The sequence below is a fragment of the Streptomyces kebangsaanensis genome (assembly GCF_001906585.1).
In the GTDB taxonomy this organism is placed as follows: domain Bacteria; phylum Actinomycetota; class Actinomycetes; order Streptomycetales; family Streptomycetaceae; genus Streptomyces; species Streptomyces kebangsaanensis.
In genome coordinates this window covers 253-19,846 of the sequence record NZ_JUJA01000151.1, presented here as the reverse complement: position 1 = coordinate 19,846, position 19,594 = coordinate 253, and the positions used below count along the sequence as shown (strand labels likewise).

The 19,594-nt window shown below is 69.4% G+C and carries 12 protein-coding genes and 1 pseudogene; 8 read left to right on the top strand and 5 right to left on the bottom strand.

The window, feature by feature from the left end; translation table 11 throughout:
• Positions 1-1,063: 1,063 nt before the first annotated feature.
• The 5 genes from RH94_RS44485 to RH94_RS24560 all read right to left on the bottom strand — a co-directional run.
• The coding region (locus RH94_RS44485) for an AMP-binding protein (protein ID WP_234426015.1) at positions 1,064-2,408 on the bottom strand (1,345 nt) is incomplete at its 3' end.
• Positions 2,405-3,343, bottom strand: a complete 939-nt coding sequence (locus RH94_RS24575; RefSeq protein ID WP_199881049.1) for an FAD-dependent oxidoreductase — start codon at positions 3,341-3,343, stop codon at positions 2,405-2,407. The genes RH94_RS24575 and RH94_RS44485, both read right to left, overlap by 4 nt.
• Positions 3,344-3,360: 17 nt before the next feature.
• Positions 3,361-4,161 (bottom strand): crotonase/enoyl-CoA hydratase family protein, encoded by an 801-nt coding sequence (locus tag RH94_RS24570; protein ID WP_073950023.1) that lies wholly within the window; start codon positions 4,159-4,161, stop codon positions 3,361-3,363.
• A gap of 43 nt (positions 4,162-4,204) precedes the next feature.
• On the bottom strand, positions 4,205-5,173 hold the full coding sequence (locus tag RH94_RS24565; protein WP_073950021.1) for an ABC transporter substrate-binding protein: 969 nt from the start codon (positions 5,171-5,173) through the stop codon (positions 4,205-4,207).
• Between the two features lie 75 nt (positions 5,174-5,248).
• Entirely contained in the window at positions 5,249-6,976 is a 1,728-nt protein-coding gene (locus tag RH94_RS24560) for an acyl-CoA synthetase (protein ID WP_234426014.1), read from the bottom strand.
• Positions 6,977-7,035: 59 nt separating this feature from the next.
• Here RH94_RS24560 and RH94_RS24555 point away from each other — a divergent pair, with 59 nt between their 5' ends.
• The 8 genes and pseudogenes from RH94_RS24555 to RH94_RS40430 all read left to right on the top strand — a co-directional run bounded on the left by RH94_RS24555 (position 7,036) and on the right by RH94_RS40430 (position 18,984).
• The gene (locus tag RH94_RS24555) at positions 7,036-7,536 is read left to right on the top strand and encodes a MarR family winged helix-turn-helix transcriptional regulator (RefSeq protein ID WP_073950019.1); all 501 of its coding nucleotides are present in this window, start codon (positions 7,036-7,038) and stop codon (positions 7,534-7,536) included.
• 200 nt (positions 7,537-7,736) lie between these two features.
• The gene (locus RH94_RS24550; protein ID WP_234426013.1) at positions 7,737-8,396 is read left to right on the top strand and encodes a transposase family protein; all 660 of its coding nucleotides are present in this window, start codon (positions 7,737-7,739) and stop codon (positions 8,394-8,396) included.
• Between the two features lie 175 nt (positions 8,397-8,571).
• Positions 8,572-8,799, top strand: a complete 228-nt coding sequence (locus RH94_RS24545) for a hypothetical protein (RefSeq protein ID WP_073950017.1) — start codon at positions 8,572-8,574, stop codon at positions 8,797-8,799.
• A gap of 191 nt (positions 8,800-8,990) precedes the next feature.
• Positions 8,991-10,091 carry an ISAs1 family transposase gene (locus RH94_RS24540; RefSeq protein WP_199881048.1) on the top strand — a complete coding sequence of 367 codons (1,101 nt, stop codon included), beginning with the start codon at positions 8,991-8,993 and terminating at the stop codon, positions 10,089-10,091.
• Between the two features lie 453 nt (positions 10,092-10,544).
• A pseudogene (locus RH94_RS24535) lies at positions 10,545-11,006 on the top strand (rhomboid family intramembrane serine protease); the annotation flags it as partial.
• Positions 11,007-11,686: 680 nt separating this feature from the next.
• Positions 11,687-17,950, top strand: a complete 6,264-nt coding sequence (locus RH94_RS24530; protein WP_234426012.1) for a DNRLRE domain-containing protein — start codon at positions 11,687-11,689, stop codon at positions 17,948-17,950.
• Between the two features lie 76 nt (positions 17,951-18,026).
• The gene (locus RH94_RS40435) at positions 18,027-18,209 is read left to right on the top strand and encodes a hypothetical protein (RefSeq protein ID WP_143204068.1); all 183 of its coding nucleotides are present in this window, start codon (positions 18,027-18,029) and stop codon (positions 18,207-18,209) included.
• A 313-nt stretch (positions 18,210-18,522) separates the two neighbouring features.
• Entirely contained in the window at positions 18,523-18,984 is a 462-nt protein-coding gene (locus tag RH94_RS40430) for a hypothetical protein (protein ID WP_143204067.1), read from the top strand.
• The last annotated feature ends 610 nt before the right edge of the window (positions 18,985-19,594 follow it).

Here is a 19,594-nt window from a genome sequence, read left to right as displayed (position 1 = left end):
GTGACGCGCCTGCGTGACGGCGTCGGCGCCCCGGGCACGGGTCGACCGACCCGGAGGGGATCAAGACGTCGGCGTGCCTGGTGTCGGCGTCCGCCGCGATCCACTCGCTCGAGATCGACGGGTGCCCCACCGCCGTGCCCGCATCGACGGTGAAGACGACGGCGGCCCTGCCGAGGTTTCGGTAGGTCTCCGCGATCTGATCGATTGTCGGGGTCCGGCCGTGGTCGCCCTTGAAGTAGGCGGCGGAGGCGTCGATCAGCCTCTCGTCCATGGAGAGATGGCCGTGGTCGTCGACCTCGATGTGGACGTGCAGGTCGAGGCCCGCGCCGGTGAAGCGGGTCATGGAGTGGTCCTTGCTGCTGCGAGATCGACGAAGGCATCAAGGGAGTGTGGGTCGGCAAGCGCGTCGCGGGAGGCGACCTCGTCGACCGGGCGGCCCTGCAGGATCCGCTTGACGGGCAGCTCGAGCTTCTTGCCGGTGCGGTTGCGCGGCACGGCCGCCACCTCGGTGATCGTGTCGGGCACATGCCGTGGCGAGAGCTGGTGCCGCAGCGCGTCGACGATCATCGCGCGCAGCTGCGTGTCGAGCTGCCGCCCGGGCTCGGTCTGGACGAACAGCACGAGGTCGCCGTTGCCACCGGCCTGCTCCAGGTGGACGACGAGCGAGTCCTGGACGCCGGGGAGCTCCTCGACGACGCGGTAGAACTCGGCGGTGCCAAGGCGCACCCCGCCACGGTTCAGCGTCGCGTCCGACCGGCCGGCGACGTGGCAGTGCCCCTCGGGTGAGAAGACGATCCAGTCGCCGTGCCGCCACACGCCGGGGAAGCGGTCGAAGTAGGCCGCCCGCAGGCGGGATCCGTCGGCGTCGCCCCAGAAGCCGATCGGCATCGAGGGCATCGGCGCGGTGATGACGAGCTCGCCGAGCTCGCCGACGACCTCGTTGCCGGCCTCGTCGAAGGCGCGGGCCGCGACGCCGAGCGCGGCGCCGGAGATCTCGCCGGCCCACACCGGCAGGAGCGGGTCACCCTGGACTATGCCCGAGCACACGTCGGTGCCACCCNNNAGCCGATGTTGAGCACGACCCCGGGCAGCTGGTCGTAGATCCACGCATAGCCCTCGGGCGGCAGTGGTGCCCCCGCCGAGGCGAACTGCCGGATCCGGAGGCGGTGGTCGCGCGCCGGACGCAGGCCGGCCCTGCGGCTCGCCATGATGAAGCCCGGCGCGGCACCCATGACGGTCGCTCCGGTCTCCTCGGCAAGCCGCCACTGCCAGTCGAGGTCGGGGTGCACCGGGTTGCCGTCGATGCACACGATCGACGAGCCGACGAGCAGGCCGCTGACGAGCGCGTTCCACATCATCCACGCAGTCGTCGAGTACCAGAGGAAGGTGTCGCCCGGGCCAAGATCCCACGACAGGGCGTGGCACTTGAGGTGCTCGAGGAGGATGCCACCGTGCCCGTGGACGATGGCCTTGGGCAGCCCCGTCGTCCCCGAGGAGAAGAGGATGACGAGCGGATGGCCGAAGGGGACCTGTTCGAAGGTGAGCGGCTCGGGCTCGACTGCGGCGAGGTCCTCCTGCCATGACCGTATGACGCTCACGTTGCCCTGGACGCCAGTGCTCCCGTAGGCACCCGTCGCGCGGTAGCTGCCGTACTCGATGTCGAAGACGGCCGTCAGGGTGGGCAGGCCCGCGACGAGCTCGGCCACGTCGGCGCTCTTGTCGATGGGCTTGTCGCCGTAGGTGTAGCCGCCCGCGACGAGGAGGACCGTTGGCTCGATCTGGCCGAACCGGTCGATGACGGACCGGGCGCCGAACTCGGTCGCGCATGAGGCCCAGGTCGCGCCCAGCGAGGCCGTGGCGAGGAAGGCGACAACCGTCTCGGGCAGGTTGGGCAGGTGAGCGACGACGTGGGAGCCAGGGCCGACGCCCTGCCGGCGCAGCACCGTGCGGGCCCGGGCGACCTGGTCGCGCAGCTCACCGAGCGTCAGTGTGGCCGGTCCCCGGGTCTGGGAGTACGCGTGTATCGCGACCCGGTCGTCGTCGGTGTGCCGGAAGACCTGCTCGGCGTAGTTGAGCCGAGCGCCGGGGAACCACTCGGCGCCGGGCATCCGGGCCGAGGCGAGCACCCGCTCCGGCGGGACGGATGCGAGCACGTCGAAGTGGTCCCAGATGCTGCCCCAGAAGCCTTCGAGATCGGTGACCGACCACTCCCACAGCTGCCGGCGGTCGAAGCGCAGGCCCCGCTCCCGGGCGAGCCAGTCGAGGTAGTGGGCGAGGCGCGAGGAGGTGAGCTGCTCCGCGCCGGGGGTGAAGAGCAGGTCGCCGTGTGCCAGGCCGTGCTCGGTCCTCGGTTCGGTCGTCTGCCCGGTGGGCTGCTCCGTCGTCTGTTCCATGCTCTGTTCGGTCATGGCAGGCCCGCCTCCTCCTTGGCCCGGATCAGGCCTCTCAGCGCCGCATCGCGCCGCGCGCGCAGCCCGTCCTCGTCCTGCGCGATCGTGTCCATCTCCTCGGTCATGCCCGCCACGATCGCCCCACGGAGATCGGAGGTCAGGCTCGGGTCCCCGAGGTCCTTCCACCACTCGACGGTCGGCGGCCCGAGGTGCTCGAGGATGTGCGCGATGCCGCCCGCACCACCGGACAGGTGCTGAGTGGCGAACGGTCCGAGCAGAGCCCAGCGCAGCCCCGGCCCCCAGGCGATCGCGGTGTCGATGTCGGCGACGCTGACGACTCCGCGGCCGACGAGGTCGTACGCCTCTCGCCACAGCGCCGCCTGGAGCCGGTTCACGACGTGGCCCGGCAGCTCGGTCCGCAGCGTGATGCACTTCTTGCCGACCCCGGTGAAGAACGCGTCGGCCGCACGGAGTGCGCCCTCCGCCGTGGTCGGCGCCCCGACGAGCTCGACGAGCGGCACGAGGTGAGGCGGGTTGAACGGGTGCGCGACCAGGACACGCTCGGGGTGGCGGCCTGCCGCCCCGGCAAACGAACTGGGCGGCAGGCCGGAGCTGGAACTTGTCAGAAGCACGTCCACGCCGGTCAGCGAATCGAGCCGGCCGAACAGGTCGCGCTTGACGTCGAGCACTTCGGGACCGGCCTCGATGACGAGGTCGGCAGCCGGCGCGCAGGCCTCGACCTCGGTCGTCGTCGTGAGGTGGTCGAGCGTGTCGGCCGGGCCGTCGCCCTCCTCGATGAAGGCCGCCGCCAGGGTGCGCGCCCGCTCGAGCGCCGGTCGGTCCGGGTCGGCGAGGACGACGTCGAGACCCTGCCGCAGCAGGTGGGCGGCCCAGCTCGTCCCGATGGCGCCCGCCCCGACGACGAGGACGGTCCGGACGTCGCGGTATGCCACTGAGCCCGCTCCCGCGGTCACGTCCGGGCTCCCGCCGTGTCACGGTCGAGGAAGACGCGCATCCGCGACTTCGCCTCGTCGCTGCCGGAGGCGATGCCGGCCATGAGCGACTCGATGAGGTAACCCTCGCGCGGGTTCGCCTCCGCGGTGCGTGGCAGCACGTGGAGGATCCCGTAGTTCGTGATCGGGCTGTTGGCCGCGGCGCGTTGGGCCAGCTCCAGTGCCGTCGGCAAGCCGTCCCCGTCCTCGACGACGTACTGGGACAGGCCGATCCGCTCCCCCTCGACGGCGTCGTAGCGGCGGCCCGTGAGCATCATGTCCGTCATCCGCGCGGCCCCGATGAGCCGGGGCAGCCGCACCGACGCGCCACCTCCGACGAACAGCCCGTGCTGCCCCTCCGGCAGCGCGTAGAAGGTCGAACGTTCAGCAACCCGCACGTGGGTCGCGGACGCCAGCTCGAGGCCACCGCCGATCACGGCACCCTTGAGCACGCTGAAGATCGGGACGGGCGAGCCGATGAGCGCGTCGAGTGCCCCGTGCCACATCCGCGAGTGAAGTACTCCCTCGAACACGCCCGACTCGTCCATCGTGTTGAGGTCGAGTCCGGCACAGAAGTGCCGGCCCTCGGCGGCGAGGACGACCGCACGCACCCCCTCGGGCACGGCGCGGAAGTAGGCGCCGAGCCCGAGGACCGTCTCGTTGTCCAGGGCATTGCGCTTGTCCGGACGGGCGAGCTCGAGGATGTCGACCGGGCCCTCGCTCCGGCGTCGCACGGTCTGCGGCAGCGCCGACGGCCGCGTCGTGGCAGGTTCGATCATTGTCACTCCTGAATGTTGTGGCAGGTTCCGTCGGCTGCGCGGCTCAGGGCTTCGGAACGGACTGCAGCAGGCCGGCGACGTCGGCGTCCTTGGTGATGACGCCGTACTGCTTCATCAGGCCACCCATCGCGGCCAGCTCGTCCTTGCGCACGGGGCCACCCATGTCTTCGAGGACGACCTCCTTCGACAGGGCAGGGTCGATCTTGAGGGCCGACGCCGCCTTGGCGCGGACCTCGTCCGTGTGCGCCTGCGCGTAGTCCATGGTCACGTTGATCGCCTTGGCCATGGCCGAGACGAGCTCCGGCTTCGACTTCACGAGCGTGCCGCTCGTGAAGTAGGCCATCGTCGGGTGACCCTTGACCGAGGCGACGCCCGGGTAGGTCACCACGGGGTTGCCGGCCTTCCGGATGACCGTCATGAACGGCTCGGGAGTCCACACCGCGTCGACCTGGCCGCTCTTGAGAGCCGCCTCCATGTTCGGGTAGGGCAGCTCGACGAACGAGACGGCCTTCGGGTCACCCCCGTCCTTCTTCACCGCGTCCATGATGAGCAGGTCGCCCATGGACTTCAGGGTGTTGATGGCGACCTTCTTGCCCACGAGGTCCTTGGCGGTCTTGATACCGCTGTCCGGGCTGGTGAGGACGGCGTGGACACCCTCGTCGGTGTCGTAGGTGTAGGACGAGACGGCGCGGACGTCGAGACCCTTGTCCCGTGCCTGGAGCAGGGAGATCGGGTTGCCCGTCGCGAACTGCATCTGCCCGGACATGACCGCCGGCACGAGCGCCGCACCACCCTGGCCGGTCTCGAGCTTGACGTCCAGTCCTTCCTTGGCGAAGAAGCCCTTGTCCATGCCGAGCATGATCGCCGCGGTGGGCAGGATCGGCAGGGTGCCGACGGTCACCTCAGTCGTCGCGCCACCACCGGCGGTCCCCTTGGCCGGCTCCGAGGAGCCACAGCCACTCATGGCGAGGGCACTCGCGAGCACCAGCGCCGTGAAAGTCATCTTCTTCATGTGTATGTCTCCTTGGCTTGCCGGCACTCGTGCGTACGGCTATGGGTGTCGCTGCCGCGCGGCTTCGGGCAGCGTTCAGGGACGGGCCGGATCTGGCCCCTGTTGGTTGTCGGCGGCGAACTGCTCCCGCAGGCGGAACTTCTGGATCTTGCCGGTCGCATTGCGGGGGATCGCCGCGACGATCACGACCTCGCGGGGGAGCTTGTAGCCGGCGAGGCGCTCGCGCAGCCGCTCGCGCAACTCCGCCCCGTCGAGCTCGGCGCCGGCCGCGGGCTCGACGTAGGCCACCCCGGATTCGCCCCAACGGCCGTCCGGCACGCCGATGACGGCACAGTCACGGACGCCATCGAGCTGGAGCAGGCTGTTCTCCACCTCTGCGGGATAGACGTTCTCCCCGCCCGAGATGTACATGTCCTTGACCCTGTCCTTGACGAAGAGGTAGCCCTCCTCGTCGCTGATCCCGACGTCGCCGCTGTGGTACCAGCCGTCGGCGAGGGCCTCCGCACTCGCCTCGGGAAGGTTCCAGTAGCCGGTCATGACGTTCGGCCCGGCAATGAGGATCTCGCCGGCCTCGCCAGGAGACGCCGGCCCGTCGAACCCGACGACGACGCTGTCGGTGAAGAAGTGCGGCCGGCCGACCGAGCCGGACTTGTGCACGTTGTCGCGCGGCTCAAGCATCCTCGTCCCGGGGGCCGTCTCGGTCATGCCGAAGCCCTGCATCAGCGGGATCCCCTTGGCCGCCCACGTCGCGATCGTCCGGTCCGGCAGTGGCGACCCACCGACCATGAGGGCCCGGACCGAGGACAGGTCCGCCTCGGCGAAGCGGGGCTGCTGACTGACGGCGTCGAGCATGGCCGGGACGAAGAACGCCGAGGTGACCTGCCGCTCCTCGAGCGTGCGGAGCACCGTCGGGGCATCGAAGCCACGCTGGATGAGGAGCCGCCCGCCGAGCGTGAAGGTCGGCAGCGTCATCATGTTGAGCCCGGCGATGTGGAAGAGCGGGGCGCAGACGAGGTGGTGCTCGTCCTGCCGGAGGTCCTGGCCGATGAGCGCGTTGACGTTCTGGTAGAAGAGCGCCCGGTGCGAGAGCATCGCGCCCTTCGGGCGGCCGGTCGTTCCCGACGTGTACATGATAAGCGCCGTGGCCTCGAGCGGCACCGCTGCGGATCCCCAGACGGGGGACCCGGTGGCGAGGAAGTCCTCGTAGGCGGGTCCGTCCGCCCCGGCGGCGGGCTCATCGACGTGGATCCAGCTCTCGACGACGCCGACAGCATGGATCAGATGGCCCTCGACGTTGGCCACCTGCGCCTCGCCGTAGACGCACAGCCGCGCGCCGCTGTCCGCCAGGATGTAGGCCACCTCCGCCCCGGACAGGCGCGGGTTGACGAGAACCGCTGCCGCGCCGACCATGCCGCACGCGAAGAACACCTCGAGGAGAGCCGGGTGGTTGAACCCGGTGTAGGCGACCCGGTCCCCCGGCTCGATGCCTGCGGCGCGAAGGGCGTTGGCGAGGCGGTTGGTCCGCTCGTGGACCTCGAGGTAGGTGCGCTCCGCACCCTCGAACTCCCAGGCGACGGCATCCGGGCGGACCCGCGCTCGCCGAGCCGGCCACGAACCGATGCCGAGGTTGTCGATGCGGCTGGCCGCGAGGTCGAAGGGCGTGGGCGACGGCGGGATCACCGGATCGGCGGCAGCGGCGGCGCTATCCATCTTCTGTCCTACTCGACGCGTTGGAAGGGTGCCCCGACCGGGGCGAGAAAGATCACAACAAGTACCGTTCAAAAAGTCAATGGTTTGTTTCATGACATGATTGCGGTGTCGGCATCCCGAACACATCCCGAACACTCCGCGAGGAGGCCACCGTGCCCCGAACCGCCCAGCGCAGCTCCACGGGAGCGCCACCGACGCCTTCCGATCGCACGTCGGACAGCGAGTCGGAATCCGAGTCGGCGCTCGACCGCAACCTCGTCTTCCTCCTCATCCGCGCAGGCGCCCGCGGCGCCGCGAACGACACCAAGGTCCTCGCAAAGCACGGTCTCAAGGTGCGCCAGTACGCGGTCCTGACGACCGCCTGCACGCGGCCGCGGACCCAGAAGGAGCTGTCCGACTTCCTCGTGCTCAACCCGAGCCAGGTCGTGACGCTCGTCGACGAACTGGAGGACCTCGGGCTCGTCAAGCGAGAGGCCGCGGTCGGCGACCGCCGTGCCAAGCTCGTCGTCGCGACAGCACGCGGCCGGAAGCTCTTCGACGTGGCCCGGATCGACGTCGGCGACGTCCACGACAGCCTGCTGGGCCACCTGTCACCCGCCCAGCGCGAGGAGTTCCTCACAGTCCTGCGCAGGCTGGCTCTCCCAAACGGCTGACCCCCTTCACCACCGAGTCCGGCAACCAGCCCATACAGGATCGTGCCGATGATCAGCCGCTGATCGTCCTGAGATCGTTGTGCCCGTCTCGTTGGACACCAGCACGACCATCAAGCCGAGCGTTGAGTCCGGACGGCCAGAGTCCGCCTGGTGAGCACGGATCGGTTATGGCGTACTCGTCCGGGTGATTGGCGGCGTAGGTGCGTTCCGGGAGAATTGACGGCTCCCTGATACGCACCCGGCGACGCACCGGAACAGCGAACCGGAAGAACTACTCCGGCAAGCACAAATGCCACGGCCTGCTCGTGATCGCGCTCACCGACGACAAGGGCCGTCTGGCATGGGTCTCCGCGGTGCGGCCCGGACGCACCTCGGAGATCACCGCCTGTCGGTACGACAGACTCACCGCCCATCTCCGCGCGGCCGGGCTCGGTGCGATCGCCGACCTGGGCTTCGTCGGCCTCGACGACAGCGGCCCGGACGCCGACCCGGCGGTGACCACCGGCTACAAGGCCGCTCGCAACCGGCCCCTGACCCGCAGCCAGAAACTGTCCAACAAGGCGCTGGCCGCGGTCCGGGCACCGGTCGAGCACGGCTTCGCGCACCTGAAGAACCGGCGCGTGCTCGGCAAGGTACGCACCGACCCGAAGTGGGCGACCGCGCTAGTGCCGCAACAGGCAACGTTCGCCCCGTCGCGACGCCCGGCACGCTCCCCCAAGCTCTTCGAGCAGGGGGGACCCCCACTCGCCGCACCGCCCGAAAGCCCAAGTACATCCAGTACGAGGACTTCCGGCCGGCACTCCCCCAAGCTCTTCGAGCAGGGGGGACCCCCAGAGCACGCACCGGACGCCGCTCCTTGACGGGCAAACGTTGCCTGCCGCGGCACTAGTGAGGGCCCTGCTGGTACTGACGAACCGCGAAGTCCACCGCTGACCGATGATCTCCGCGGCGTCGCCTGGTAGCTCCAGCGCAAGGCCGCCAAGAACCTGTGAACCCGTCCGCCGACGGTGCGCAGTACCAGCCTAGACTCCGATCGTGACGAACTCCTTCCGGTGCACCCACTGCGGCACCGTCGGCCTCGAACCCGGCTTCGTCGAGGATGCCGGCCAGAACTCCCGCGGCTACGCCCGCTGGATACAAGGCGCCCTCGAACGCGGCCCCTTCGGCGGCGCCAAGCGCATGGGTAAGCCCACCTGGCAGATCGACGCCTACCGCTGCCCCAACTGCGCCCACCTCGAACTCTTCGCCGGCCGCCGCGCCTGATCCCGGCGCCCGGATCTCCTCGGCGAGCGCGTCCAGCCCGCTCCGGGGCGGCGGCGGATCGTAGGTGGACCCTCACCACAGGCGCAGCAGAACCGAGAACCGCCCCGTACAAACGGGCCGTTCACGAGTTCGCTCGCGGCCGCCCTGCCGAGCCCGGGGAACACCCGCAGCTGCTGGACCGCCTCGCGACCGTGCCCGATCCACGTAGGGCCAAGGGGCGCCGCCACCCACTCGCCTTCGTCCTCGCACTCGCCGCGTGCGCGGTACTGGCCGGCGCGAAATCCCTGACCGCGATCGCGGAATGGGCAGCCGACGCCCCAGCCGCCGTGCTCACCGCCCTCGGCGGCCCCAGCCGCGAACCCGCCGGGCCCACCGCCCCGACCGAAGCCACCGTGCGCCGAATCCTGCAGCGCGTGGACGGCGACGCCCTCGACGAGGCGATCGGCGCCTGGCTCGCCGCCCGTGACCCCGACCGCCCGCCACCCGACCATGACCTGGGCAGACGCGCCCGCCGCTCGCCGGCCGTGGACGGCAAGACCGTTCGCGGCGCGCGCCGCGCCGACGGCACCCAGGTCCACCTTCTGGCCGCGATGACCGGGACCGGCCTGGTCGCAGCCCAGCGTGAGGTCAGCGCCAAGACTAACGAGATCACCGTCTTCCGGCCGATGCTCGCCGACCTCGACCTGGCCGACACCGTGGTCACCTTCGATGCCCTGCACTCCCAGACAGCCCATGCCCGCTTCCTGGTGGAGGAGAAGAAGGCCCACTACATCGCCGTGATCAAGGGGAATCAGCCGCTGCTGCACCAGCACCTCAAGCAGCTGCCCTGGCGGGAGGTTCCGCTGCTGGACAAGACCCGCGCCACGGAGCACGGCCGTGACGAGATCCGCCGCGTCAAGACCTGCACCGTCACCCGCGGCCTTGACTTCCCCCACGCCGCCCAGGCCGTGCAGATCGTGCGCCGCCGCCGGACGGTCACCACCAGGAAGGTCACCCTGGAACGTGTCTACGCGGTCACCGATCTGACGGCCGAGCAGGCCGATGCCCCCGAGATCGCGCACCGTATACGCGAACACTGGGGCATCGAGAACAAGATCCACCACGTGCGCGACACCACCTTCGCCGAAGACGCCTCCCGTGTGCGGACCGGGACCGCGCCCCGGGCCATGGCGGCACTGCGCAACCTGGCCATCGGCGCCCTCCGCCTGACCGGCCGCGACAACATTGCCGCCGACCTGCGCAAACACAGCCGAGACGCCACCCGAGCGCTGGCGACCCTCGGCATCACGTGATCAAACCGGACAGAACCCCTGAACGACGCCGCCCTGCGAGGCAACCACGTCTGGGCGTACTCCTCCATCGTCTGCTGCCCCAGTTCACGTCGCGCCTCCGCCACCGAGGGAGACGTCTTCTTCCGGTCGGCGTACAACTCCGTCAGTCCTTCGACCGCCGCGCCCTGGGTCCGAGACCCGGTTTCCTCTCGCTGTTTTCCCCGGGCGTCGCGAAACCGGATGGTGCAGGCGTGCGGGCACCGGCTGGGCTTGGAGCAGTCACGGGGCCTGAAGGAGGAGCCCATGCCGCGGGCGAGCTGACGAACCAAGGAGCGAGACCTTCCGGAGGACGAGTGAACCAGCGGACCTGGTCCTGCTGACGCGCCCCGTGGTCGGCAAGGCAGGGACTCCCGCTCGCCGCTTGCTGGCCACTTGCTGACCAGGGCTCGGCAATCATGCCTGTGACCTGCGCTGATGCCCATCCTTCAGATCTTCGGCAACAACATCGAGGCCCGCATGGGCCATGTGCGGTACCTGCTGTTCTACGTGGTCTGCGGGTACGCGGCCGCATACGGATTCGCACTCACGAACTCCTACTCCACCACTCCCCTGATCGGCGCCTCGGGAGCCGTCGCCGGCGTCCTCGGCGCCTACCTGGTGCTCTATCCGAGGGCACGGGTCTGGATCCTCGTCCCCTTCCTCCTCTTCCTGCCGCTGCGGCTGCCGGCCTGGCTGGTACTGGGCTCCTGGTTCGTGCTGCAGGCGTTCTACTCCTCCGGCGAGGCCGTCGCCGAGGCGGGCACCGTGGCGTACACCGCCCACGTGGTCGGCTTCGTCGCGGGCATGCTGCTCGCCTGGCCCCTCAAACCGGGCACTCCCCCACCGCCCGAACCGGGCGGCATCCTCTTCGGACGGCAGACACGACGGGCCTGGTAGGGCCACACCTGGGGCCGGGCAGCGCAGGGAAAACCTGAACGACTTTGCATGAGCGACATTTGCGTCCCCGAGCCGACCATCAGTCGTTGAATGATTCAATAACCCGGTCCGCCCCGGGTCAGAAGGAGTCGGATCTCCGGCCCGGCCGGGCGGCCTCCAGGATCCAGTACATGGCGCGCACCGAGCGGTGGCAGCGGCCCTCGTCCAGTGAGCCGGTGCCGGCGACGGTCGGACAGGTGACCCGCCGGCGGCCGAAGGCACAGGCGGAACCCTTGCGGAAGGAGCCGGCCCTCTCCCAGTGCGGCCGTCAAGGTGACTTCGGATCAACTGGCGTGGCCGGACGGCACCGTGGAGGCACGGGTACGCCGTCGTACGCGGGGCGGGTGGCGCGAAATGGAGTCGGCACGGCCGAAACACCACCCGCAGACCCGTTCCTCCCGGCGAGGTCCCGTTCCGGGCGTGAAAGTTCAGCTGATGACCACTCAGCAGCAACGCCAACCCCTGTCCCGCGAGAGCGGCGATGACCACGCCGCGACAAGTGGGACCTGGGGAGCGAACCGCCCGACGTGGGGATTCATGTTTACCCAAGCCATTTTCGTGAAAGGGCCATGACAGGTTGTGAGCCATGTGTGAAGATCTTCGACCGGCGCAGAGCGTAACTGCGCCGGTGAGGATTTCACATGTCATCTCTCTTCCACAGAGACGGGCGGCTCAGATCCGCCGACCCCGAGCTGCCGTTCCGGCCACTGCCGGCCATGGGGCGTCTGCGGCCCATCGCCTTAGCGTTAACGGTGCTGATGGCGGCCGAGGCGGCCATCGTGGTCGAGTCGTCGGGCCAGGCCATCGCCCTGGCACACGAGCTGCCGGCCAGGGGTGCGAAGGCGTCCGGCAAGTCCAGGAACCAGGGTCCCGCGACCGCTGCTTCGGAGGCGGCCGCGCGGCTGAAGGCCCGAATCCAGAACCGCCGGATCGAGGTCACCGATGCCCGTACGGAGACCTCGACCACCTACGTGAATCCCGATGGCACGGTCACGGAGGAGGCGTACGCCGGGCCGGTCCGTTTCAAGGGCGACGACGGTTCGTGGCATGACGTCGACGCTTCGCTGACCCAGGCCGAGGACGGGTCGGTCAGGGCGAAGGGGCACCCTCACGGGCTGACCCTCGCGGGCAGGAAGGCTGCCCCGAAGGGCCTGAAGGCCTCCGGTGCGAAGGGCGCGTCGTCCGTGCCGCTGGTGACCATGGAGGATCGCGCCGGTCGGCAGATGCAGCTCGGCTGGTACGGGGAGCTGCCCACGCCCACGGTCGAGGGCGCCGAGGACACGGTCGCCCGGTACAAGGACGTGCTGCCGGCGACCGACCTGCTCATCGAGTCCACGCGGACCGGCTACGAGCAGTTCCTGGAGCTGAAGAGCCGTTCCGCCGTGGACGCGAACGGTGAGGTCGCCTACAGCCTGAAGGCCAAGGGCTTGACCGCGAAGGCGCACGAGGACGGTTCCATCACCTTCACCGACGCCAAGGGCAGGACCGCAGGAGTCCTGCCGTCGCCGGTGATGTGGGACGCCCGCACCGACAAGAACTCCGGTGAGCACACGCACACGGCGAAGGTCGGGGTGAAGGTCGCGCAGGACGGCGACACGATCACCATCACGCTGACTCCGGACGCGGAGTTCCTGGCCGATGAGGAGACCCGGTTCCCGGTCACCATCGACCCGACCGTCAACGTCGGCGCCAGCTTCGACACCTTCGTCCAGGAGGGCTACACCACCGACCAGTCCACCGCGACCGAGCTGAAGATCGGCAACAACGGATCGGGGCAGAGGGCCCGCTCGTTCCTGTCGTTCCCCATGAAGAACATCACCGGGAAGCAGATCAACGCGGCGAAGCTGAACCTGTTCGAGTTCCACTCCTGGTCGTGCACGCCCAAGGGCTGGGAGGTGGTGAGCACGGGGGCGGCCGGCACCGGCACCCGCTGGGCCAGCCAGCCCGCCTGGGGGCAGACGTACGCCACCAGCACCCAGACCAAGGGCTTCTCCAGCTCCTGCAACGACGGCTGGGTCAGTGCGGACGTGACCTCGCTGGTGAAGTCTTGGGCCGCCAACGGCAACGGCTCCAACCACCTGGGGCTGCGCGCCTCCGACGAGTCCGACCCGTACGGGTGGAAGCGTTTCAACTCGGGCAACGCGGCCAGCAACACGCCGTACCTGTCGGTGACCTACAACTCCATACCCGACGTCCCGACCCTGATGGCCCCGGCGGACAAGGCCGCCACCAACGTCACCGCACCGGCCCTCTCGGTGAAGGCCCTGGACGGCGACGGCTCGCAGGTCAAGTTCGACTTCGAGGTCTGGACGTCCAACGGCACCTCCGCACTGCGCTCCGGCGCCAGCGGCTACGTGGCCTCCGGCGCGCAGGCGTCCTGGAAGCCCACGGCGCTTCCGGCGGGCAGCTACAAGTGGCGTGCGCGGTCCTCGGACGGTTCGGCGAACAGCGCCTGGTCCGCCTTCCGTGCCCTCACGGTCGACACCACGGCACCGGCGACGACGAAGGTGTCCTCCACCGACTTCCCGGCCGGTCAGTGGTCCGGGACACCGGACGACAACGGTGACTTCACCGGGACGTTCACCTTCACCCCGCCGACCAGCGATGTGAAGGAAGTCCAGTGGAAGCTGGACTCGGGCAGCTGGCAGTCGGCCGCCACGACCGGCACCGCCGTCGCCCGCAAGCCGGTCTTCCGCGCGGGCAAGCACGTCCTGACGGCGCGCACCAAGGACGCGGCCGGAAACGTCTCGGCGGAGACGAGCCACACCTTCTACGCCGGTTCCGGAGCCGCTCTGCTCACCCCCGACAACGGGGACCGTCCCGCACGCCGCGCCGAACTGACCGGCCAGGGCAAGACGGGCGACACCGGGGTGCGCTACCAGTACCGCCGCGGCGAGACGGACACCTGGAAGGACATTCCCGCCAAGGACGTTCGCCGCAAGGCCGACGGCTCGACCCTGGCCGCATGGCCGGCGAAGGTCACCGGTGGCGACGCCGAGGCGCTCACCTGGAACGTCACCGACACCCTGAGCGAAGACGGCCCGGTGGACGTCCGCGCGGTGTTCACCGACGGAACCCTCACCGATGTCTCCCCGGCCAGCACTGTCACGGTGGACCGCAACGCCGGTGAGGCACCCAGCGCCGAGGTCGGGCCGGGCAGCGTGAACACGCTCACCGGTGACTTCAGCCTGTCGGACACGGACGCCTCCGGGTTCGACCTGACCGCCACGCGTTCCTTCTCCTCCCGGCGCCCGGCCAACGGGTCCCAGCAGGAGGGGCAGGTCGCCCCCTTCGGTCCGCAGTGGACCGCGGGCACCCTGGCCGAACTCTCCGACAGCGACTGGGCCTACGTGCGCAAGACCTCGGCCACCTCGGTGGCGGTGGTCGACGTGGACGGCGAGGAAACCGGGTTCACCGCGGCCAAGGACGGCGGCTGGAAGCCGGAGACCGGCGCGGAGGACCTGACGCTGACCGGCGCGCTGACGGGCTCCTTCACGCTGAAGGACACGGAGGGCACCACCTCGGTGTTCGCCAAGGTGGACACGGCCGCCACCACCTGGCAGTTGTCCAGGACCTTCCTGCCGACGGACAACTCCACCACGTCCGTGATCTCGGAGAAGGTCACGGTGGACGGCAAGACCCTGGCCCGTCCCCGGTACGTGATCGCGCCCTCCTCGGCAGTCTCCGCCGCCACTTGCGCGAGCACGCCGTCGACCAAGGGCTGCCGGATCCTGGAGTACCAGTACGCCACCACGACCACGGCGAGCGGGAGCACGCTCGGTGACGTGGCCGGTCAGGTCTCGCGGCTTCGCCTGTGGACCACCGCCCCGGGTGCGTCGGCCTCCACCGCGACGGTCGTCTCCCAGTACGCCTACGACAGCCAGGGCCGCCTGCGTGAGCAGTGGGATCCGCGCATCTCCCCGGCGCTGAAGACCGCCTACACCTACGACAGTGCCGGCCGTGTGGTCACCCTGACCCCGCCGGGCGAACTGCCGTGGACGTTCGAGTACGGCAAGGCCGGTTCCAACGCGGTGGCCGGTGACGGCATGCTGCTGTCGGTCTCCCGTCCGACCCTGAAGGCCGGCACCAGGAACGAGCAGGACGGCGGCAAGGCCGTCAGCTCGGTCGTCTACGACGTGCCGTTGTCCGGCACCAAGGCCCCCCACCAGGTCTCGCCCGGCGAAGCGGCGAAGTGGGGCCAGACGGACGCACCGACGGACGCCACCGCCGTCTTCCCCGCCGACCAGGTTCCCCTCTCCCACACGGGCGGTGGTCTGGGGGCGGCCGACTACGACAAGGCCACCCTCACCTACACCGACGCATCGGGACGGGAGGTCAACACCGGCCTGCCCGGCCGGCACCTGACCGTCAAACAGTACGACCGGTTCGGCAACAAGACTTTCGAGCTGACGGCCACGAACCGTGAACTGGCCCTGGGCAGCGAGGACTACCAGGTCAACACCCAGAGCGAGCTCGGCATCCTCTCCGACTCCCCGGCCGAACGCGCACGCAAGCTCGGCACCGTCTCCGTGTACTCCGCCGACGGCAAGCGCATGCTGGAGCAGTTCGGGCCGCTGCACCTGGTCACCCTCACCCGTGCCCTCAAGGGCGACGAGAGCAGCCCCGACCTTCCGGCCGGGGTGCAGGCCGCCGCGCGTGAGCACACCGTCAACCGCTACGACGAGGGCCGGCCCACCGATGGCAGCGCCACGGTGAGCGACCAGGTCACCACCGCCCTGGTGGGCGCGGCGATCGACGGCTACCCCACCGACGGGGACGTACGCACCACCACGACCGCCTACGACTGGGTCAAGGGCCTGCCCACCAGTGAGGTCACCGACCCGAACGGGCTGAAGCTGGCCAAGACCACCAGCTACGACGCCCAGGGCCGGGTCATCAAGACCACGCTGCCCAAGTCCAACGGCAACGACGCCGGAGCGACGGTGACCCGCTACTGGTCCGCCACCGGCACCGGCACCTGCGAGGGACGGCCCGAATGGGCCGACCTGGTGTGTTCCACGGGCCCGGCCGGCAAGATCACCGGAGGCGGTTCCCACCCGGCCGAACTGCCGCTCGTGACCACCGAGTACGACCGCTGGGGCAATGCGGCCAAGGTCACCGAGACGGCCAACGGCGTCACCCGCACCACGGAGAACGCCTACGACGCGGCCGGACGTCCGGCCCAGGCCAAGGTGACGGGCGGCGTCGGCACCGCGGTACCGGCCCGGACCACCACCTACGACCCGGACAACGGCTCCGTGGCGACCGTGACCAACGGCACCGCCACCATCCGCCGCACCACCGACCTGCTCGGCCGGGAGATCAGCTACGACGACGGTGCCGGCAACGTCACCCGCACCCAGTACGACAACCGCGACCGCAGGATCCGGGTCACCGACTCGGCCCCCTCCACGGTCACCTACGACTACGACAACCCCGCCGGTCTGCCCACCAGGATCCACGACTCGGTGATGGGCACCATCGGCGACGTCACCGGCTACTACGACTCCGACGGCCGCCTCTACAAGCAGAAGCTGCCGTGGAACATGGACGTCGAGTTCAACCTCGACCCCACCGGCACCGAGACCTCCCGTTACTGGCACTGGGAGTCCGGCTGGACCGTCCAGGGTGAGTCGACCAGCCAGAACATTCACGACCAGGTCGTCACCCGCACCACCTACACCGGGGGCGGGGCCTACCAGGAATACACCTACGACGCGGCCGGCCGCCTGACCAAGGTGGACGACTCCCAGACCGGCGTCACCACCCACCGCGCCTACACCTTCGACGACAACACCAACCGCACCTCCCTGACCACCACGATCGACGACGTCGACGGAGGCGCCCCCACCACCAACACCGTCAACTCCACCTACGACAGCGCCGACCGGCTGATCGCCGCCGGCACCGTCTACGACGCCTTCGGCCGCACCACCGCACAGGCCGGCGGCGCCCAGTACGCCTACCACGCCAACGACCTCGTCCGTCAGATCACCGCCAACTCCAAGCGCACGACCTGGAACCTGGACGCGGACGGCCGCCTCGCCTCCTGGAACACCGAGGAGCAGGCGGAGGACGGCACCTGGGGCGCGGCCGCCACCAGGACCAACCACTACGGCGGCGACGGCGACAGCCCGGACTGGACCGCAGAGGACAACGGCACCGTCAGCCGCAGCCTCGAGGACCTGTCCGGCAACCTGATCGCCACCACCGGCGCGACCGGCGACGTCACCCTGCAACTGGCCAACCTGCACGGCGACATCGGCACCCAGATCCCGCTCGTGGACGACACCACCCCGGTGGTCAACACCTACGACGAGTACGGCAACCCGCTGCCCGGCACCGACCCCGCCCGCTACGGCTGGCTCGGCGGCAAGCAGCGCTCCACCGAAACCCCGAGCGCCGTCACCCTCATGGGTGTGCGTCTGTACGATCCGACCATCGGCCGCTTCCTGTCGGTCGACCCGATCGCGGGCGGCAACGCCAACGCCTACGACTACGTTCACGCCGATCCCCTCAATCGATACGACCTTGACGGGAAGTGGAGTTGGAAGAAGGCATGGCGCAAGACCAAGCGCTTCGTCAAGAGGCACCGAGTGGGCCTGGCGGCCGGTGCAGCGGGCCTGGGATGTGGTCTCGTCTCCTTCGGTACCGCAGCAGCCGCATGTGCGGTGATCGCCGGCGGCCTGGCCGGAGCCGTGGCCAAGAAGGCGGGCAACCGCAGAGCGTCCTGGGGCAGCGTGGGACGAGCTGCGATCTATGGAGCCGGGGTCGGCGCCATCGGTGGCGCGATCGGGGCAGGTGCTCGGGCCGGCATAGTCAGATATGCCGCCAAGCGGTGGCCCGGCAGCGGCTCACGTCGCGCCGTCCGCACGTCCCACCGCAAGCCTTGGTGGCGCAGGTAGTCGCGTAGAGACCAACCCTTCCCGAGGGGGGCTGACGTCTTGTCAGCCCCCCTCGACAGAGAGGAGAGTGGTGACAATGAAAAGCAGACTGGAAAAGAACTCAAACGCGTTCTTCGGCGCCGGAATCTTTGTTCTGATTCTGGGTCTCGTGGCAGGCTTCATCTGGGGAGCCGGCGATGCCGCGCGCCTGTTCTTCTGCTCCTCAGTAGTGCTCGCCGGATCATGGATATTCGGCTTCATGAGCCGAAGGAACCCCTGAAACGTCGACCCGGGGAAACCGTGAAGGGCAACCGTTGCGTCGAGCGCGGCCCCGAGGTCTGCGGCTGACAGGATGCAGGGCTTCACTGAGCCCTGCATCCCTGGATACGCGAGGGCAGGCTTCGTCCTGATGGTCCTGATGGTAAAGATGGAGCAGGTTGACGCAAAGAGTGACCAAAGGTGATCGATTGAGAAAGCGTTTGCGCTACGGTGTGAACACCGATTGACCGCCACCTCACCAGTCGTGGCGCGGCACGGCTGGATACCGAGAGGGCATTCAGCTTCCCGCCGCAGGAGCTTCCGGGAGCACATCCATGCGCCGACGCCACCGTGACAAGACCCACGGCCCCTCGACACCAGCCACCCCGGATGCGATTGCGATCACGGCCCGAGAAACAGCCACCCTCGTGGAAATTCTTGAGCACGCCCATGCTCGAATTTCTGAATTAAGTGATGCGGACGGAGAAACGGTCGCCGACGCCAGCGGGTCCACTCTGATACCGTTACTTTACGCGCGAGCCGGACTGGCCTCACTCCAAGGCCTCAATCATATCCCTTTGCTCGTCGGCGAGATCGGCCTGCTCGAAGCCGCGGTGATCAACCTGGAGTCGTACGAGGGGAATGAGGTCGTGCTGTGCGCCGGCTATGAATTGCTGAATCATTGCGCACACCGCAAGAAGAACGCCTATCCCCTGCGCTACGTGCACGGAGTCATGGCCTTCGCCGATGAGGACGAGGACACGACCAGTGGACCGGCGACTCCTTCCCTGACCTGACGGCGGAGGCCAGGCGTGATGCGTCCTCGCTAAGACGAGATCACGTCGTCGTCAATGCCGGCCTCGCCGAGAGACGGGGCGCCGGGGCATGTCGTGGGTTGCACCGTTTTCACCGGCTCCCCTTGTCCAGCCCTCCCCTCGGCATGTCGGGCGAGTCGCTGCCGGGAGATCCCGACGTTCCGGGCCACAGTGACCAGCTGAGGTCCCGGTCGAGCCCGGGCGGTTCGGCGAGCCGGCGTCGTCGCCGGCCGTGGCCCATCGGTGCCGGACCGGGCGTGCGGCGTGCGCTTTCGTCACCCGTCCGGGCCCGCCCGACCGTCGCGAAGGGGCCCGGTGGCCGTTGCCCGGGAACAACGCCAACGGCAGGTGTTCCAGCGGGAATCCGCCCGGGGGTGGGCCGGTGGAGCAGGAGGAGGTCGGCGCGGGCGGGCGCGCAGCGCCTGCTGCCCGGTTCTACTATGGCGTGGCAGGCGCGTGGGCTGCCGGGCGGTGGTCGGGCGCGGGCACACTGCCGGGCAGTGGTCGGGCGCGGGCACCACGAGCGGGTGCCCGCGGGCGGGGGGGCTGAGACCAGAACCCCGGCCCGATTACGGCGGGCCGGGGTTCTACA

What these genes read in the sequence shown, in the direction of transcription:
- RH94_RS24530 (WP_234426012.1), top strand. Translation starts at nt 11,687, where the DNA reads ATGTCATCTCTCTTCCACAGAGACGGGCGGCTCAGATCCGCCGACCCC.
- RH94_RS24570 (WP_073950023.1), bottom strand. Translation starts at nt 4,161, where the DNA reads ATGATCGAACCTGCCACGACGCGGCCGTCGGCGCTGCCGCAGACCGTG.
- RH94_RS24560 (WP_234426014.1), bottom strand. Translation starts at nt 6,976, where the DNA reads ATGAAACAAACCATTGACTTTTTGAACGGTACTTGTTGTGATCTTTCT.
- RH94_RS40430 (WP_143204067.1), top strand. Translation starts at nt 18,523, where the DNA reads ATGCGCCGACGCCACCGTGACAAGACCCACGGCCCCTCGACACCAGCC.
- RH94_RS40435 (WP_143204068.1), top strand. Translation starts at nt 18,027, where the DNA reads ATGAAAAGCAGACTGGAAAAGAACTCAAACGCGTTCTTCGGCGCCGGA.
- RH94_RS24565 (WP_073950021.1), bottom strand. Translation starts at nt 5,173, where the DNA reads ATGAAGAAGATGACTTTCACGGCGCTGGTGCTCGCGAGTGCCCTCGCC.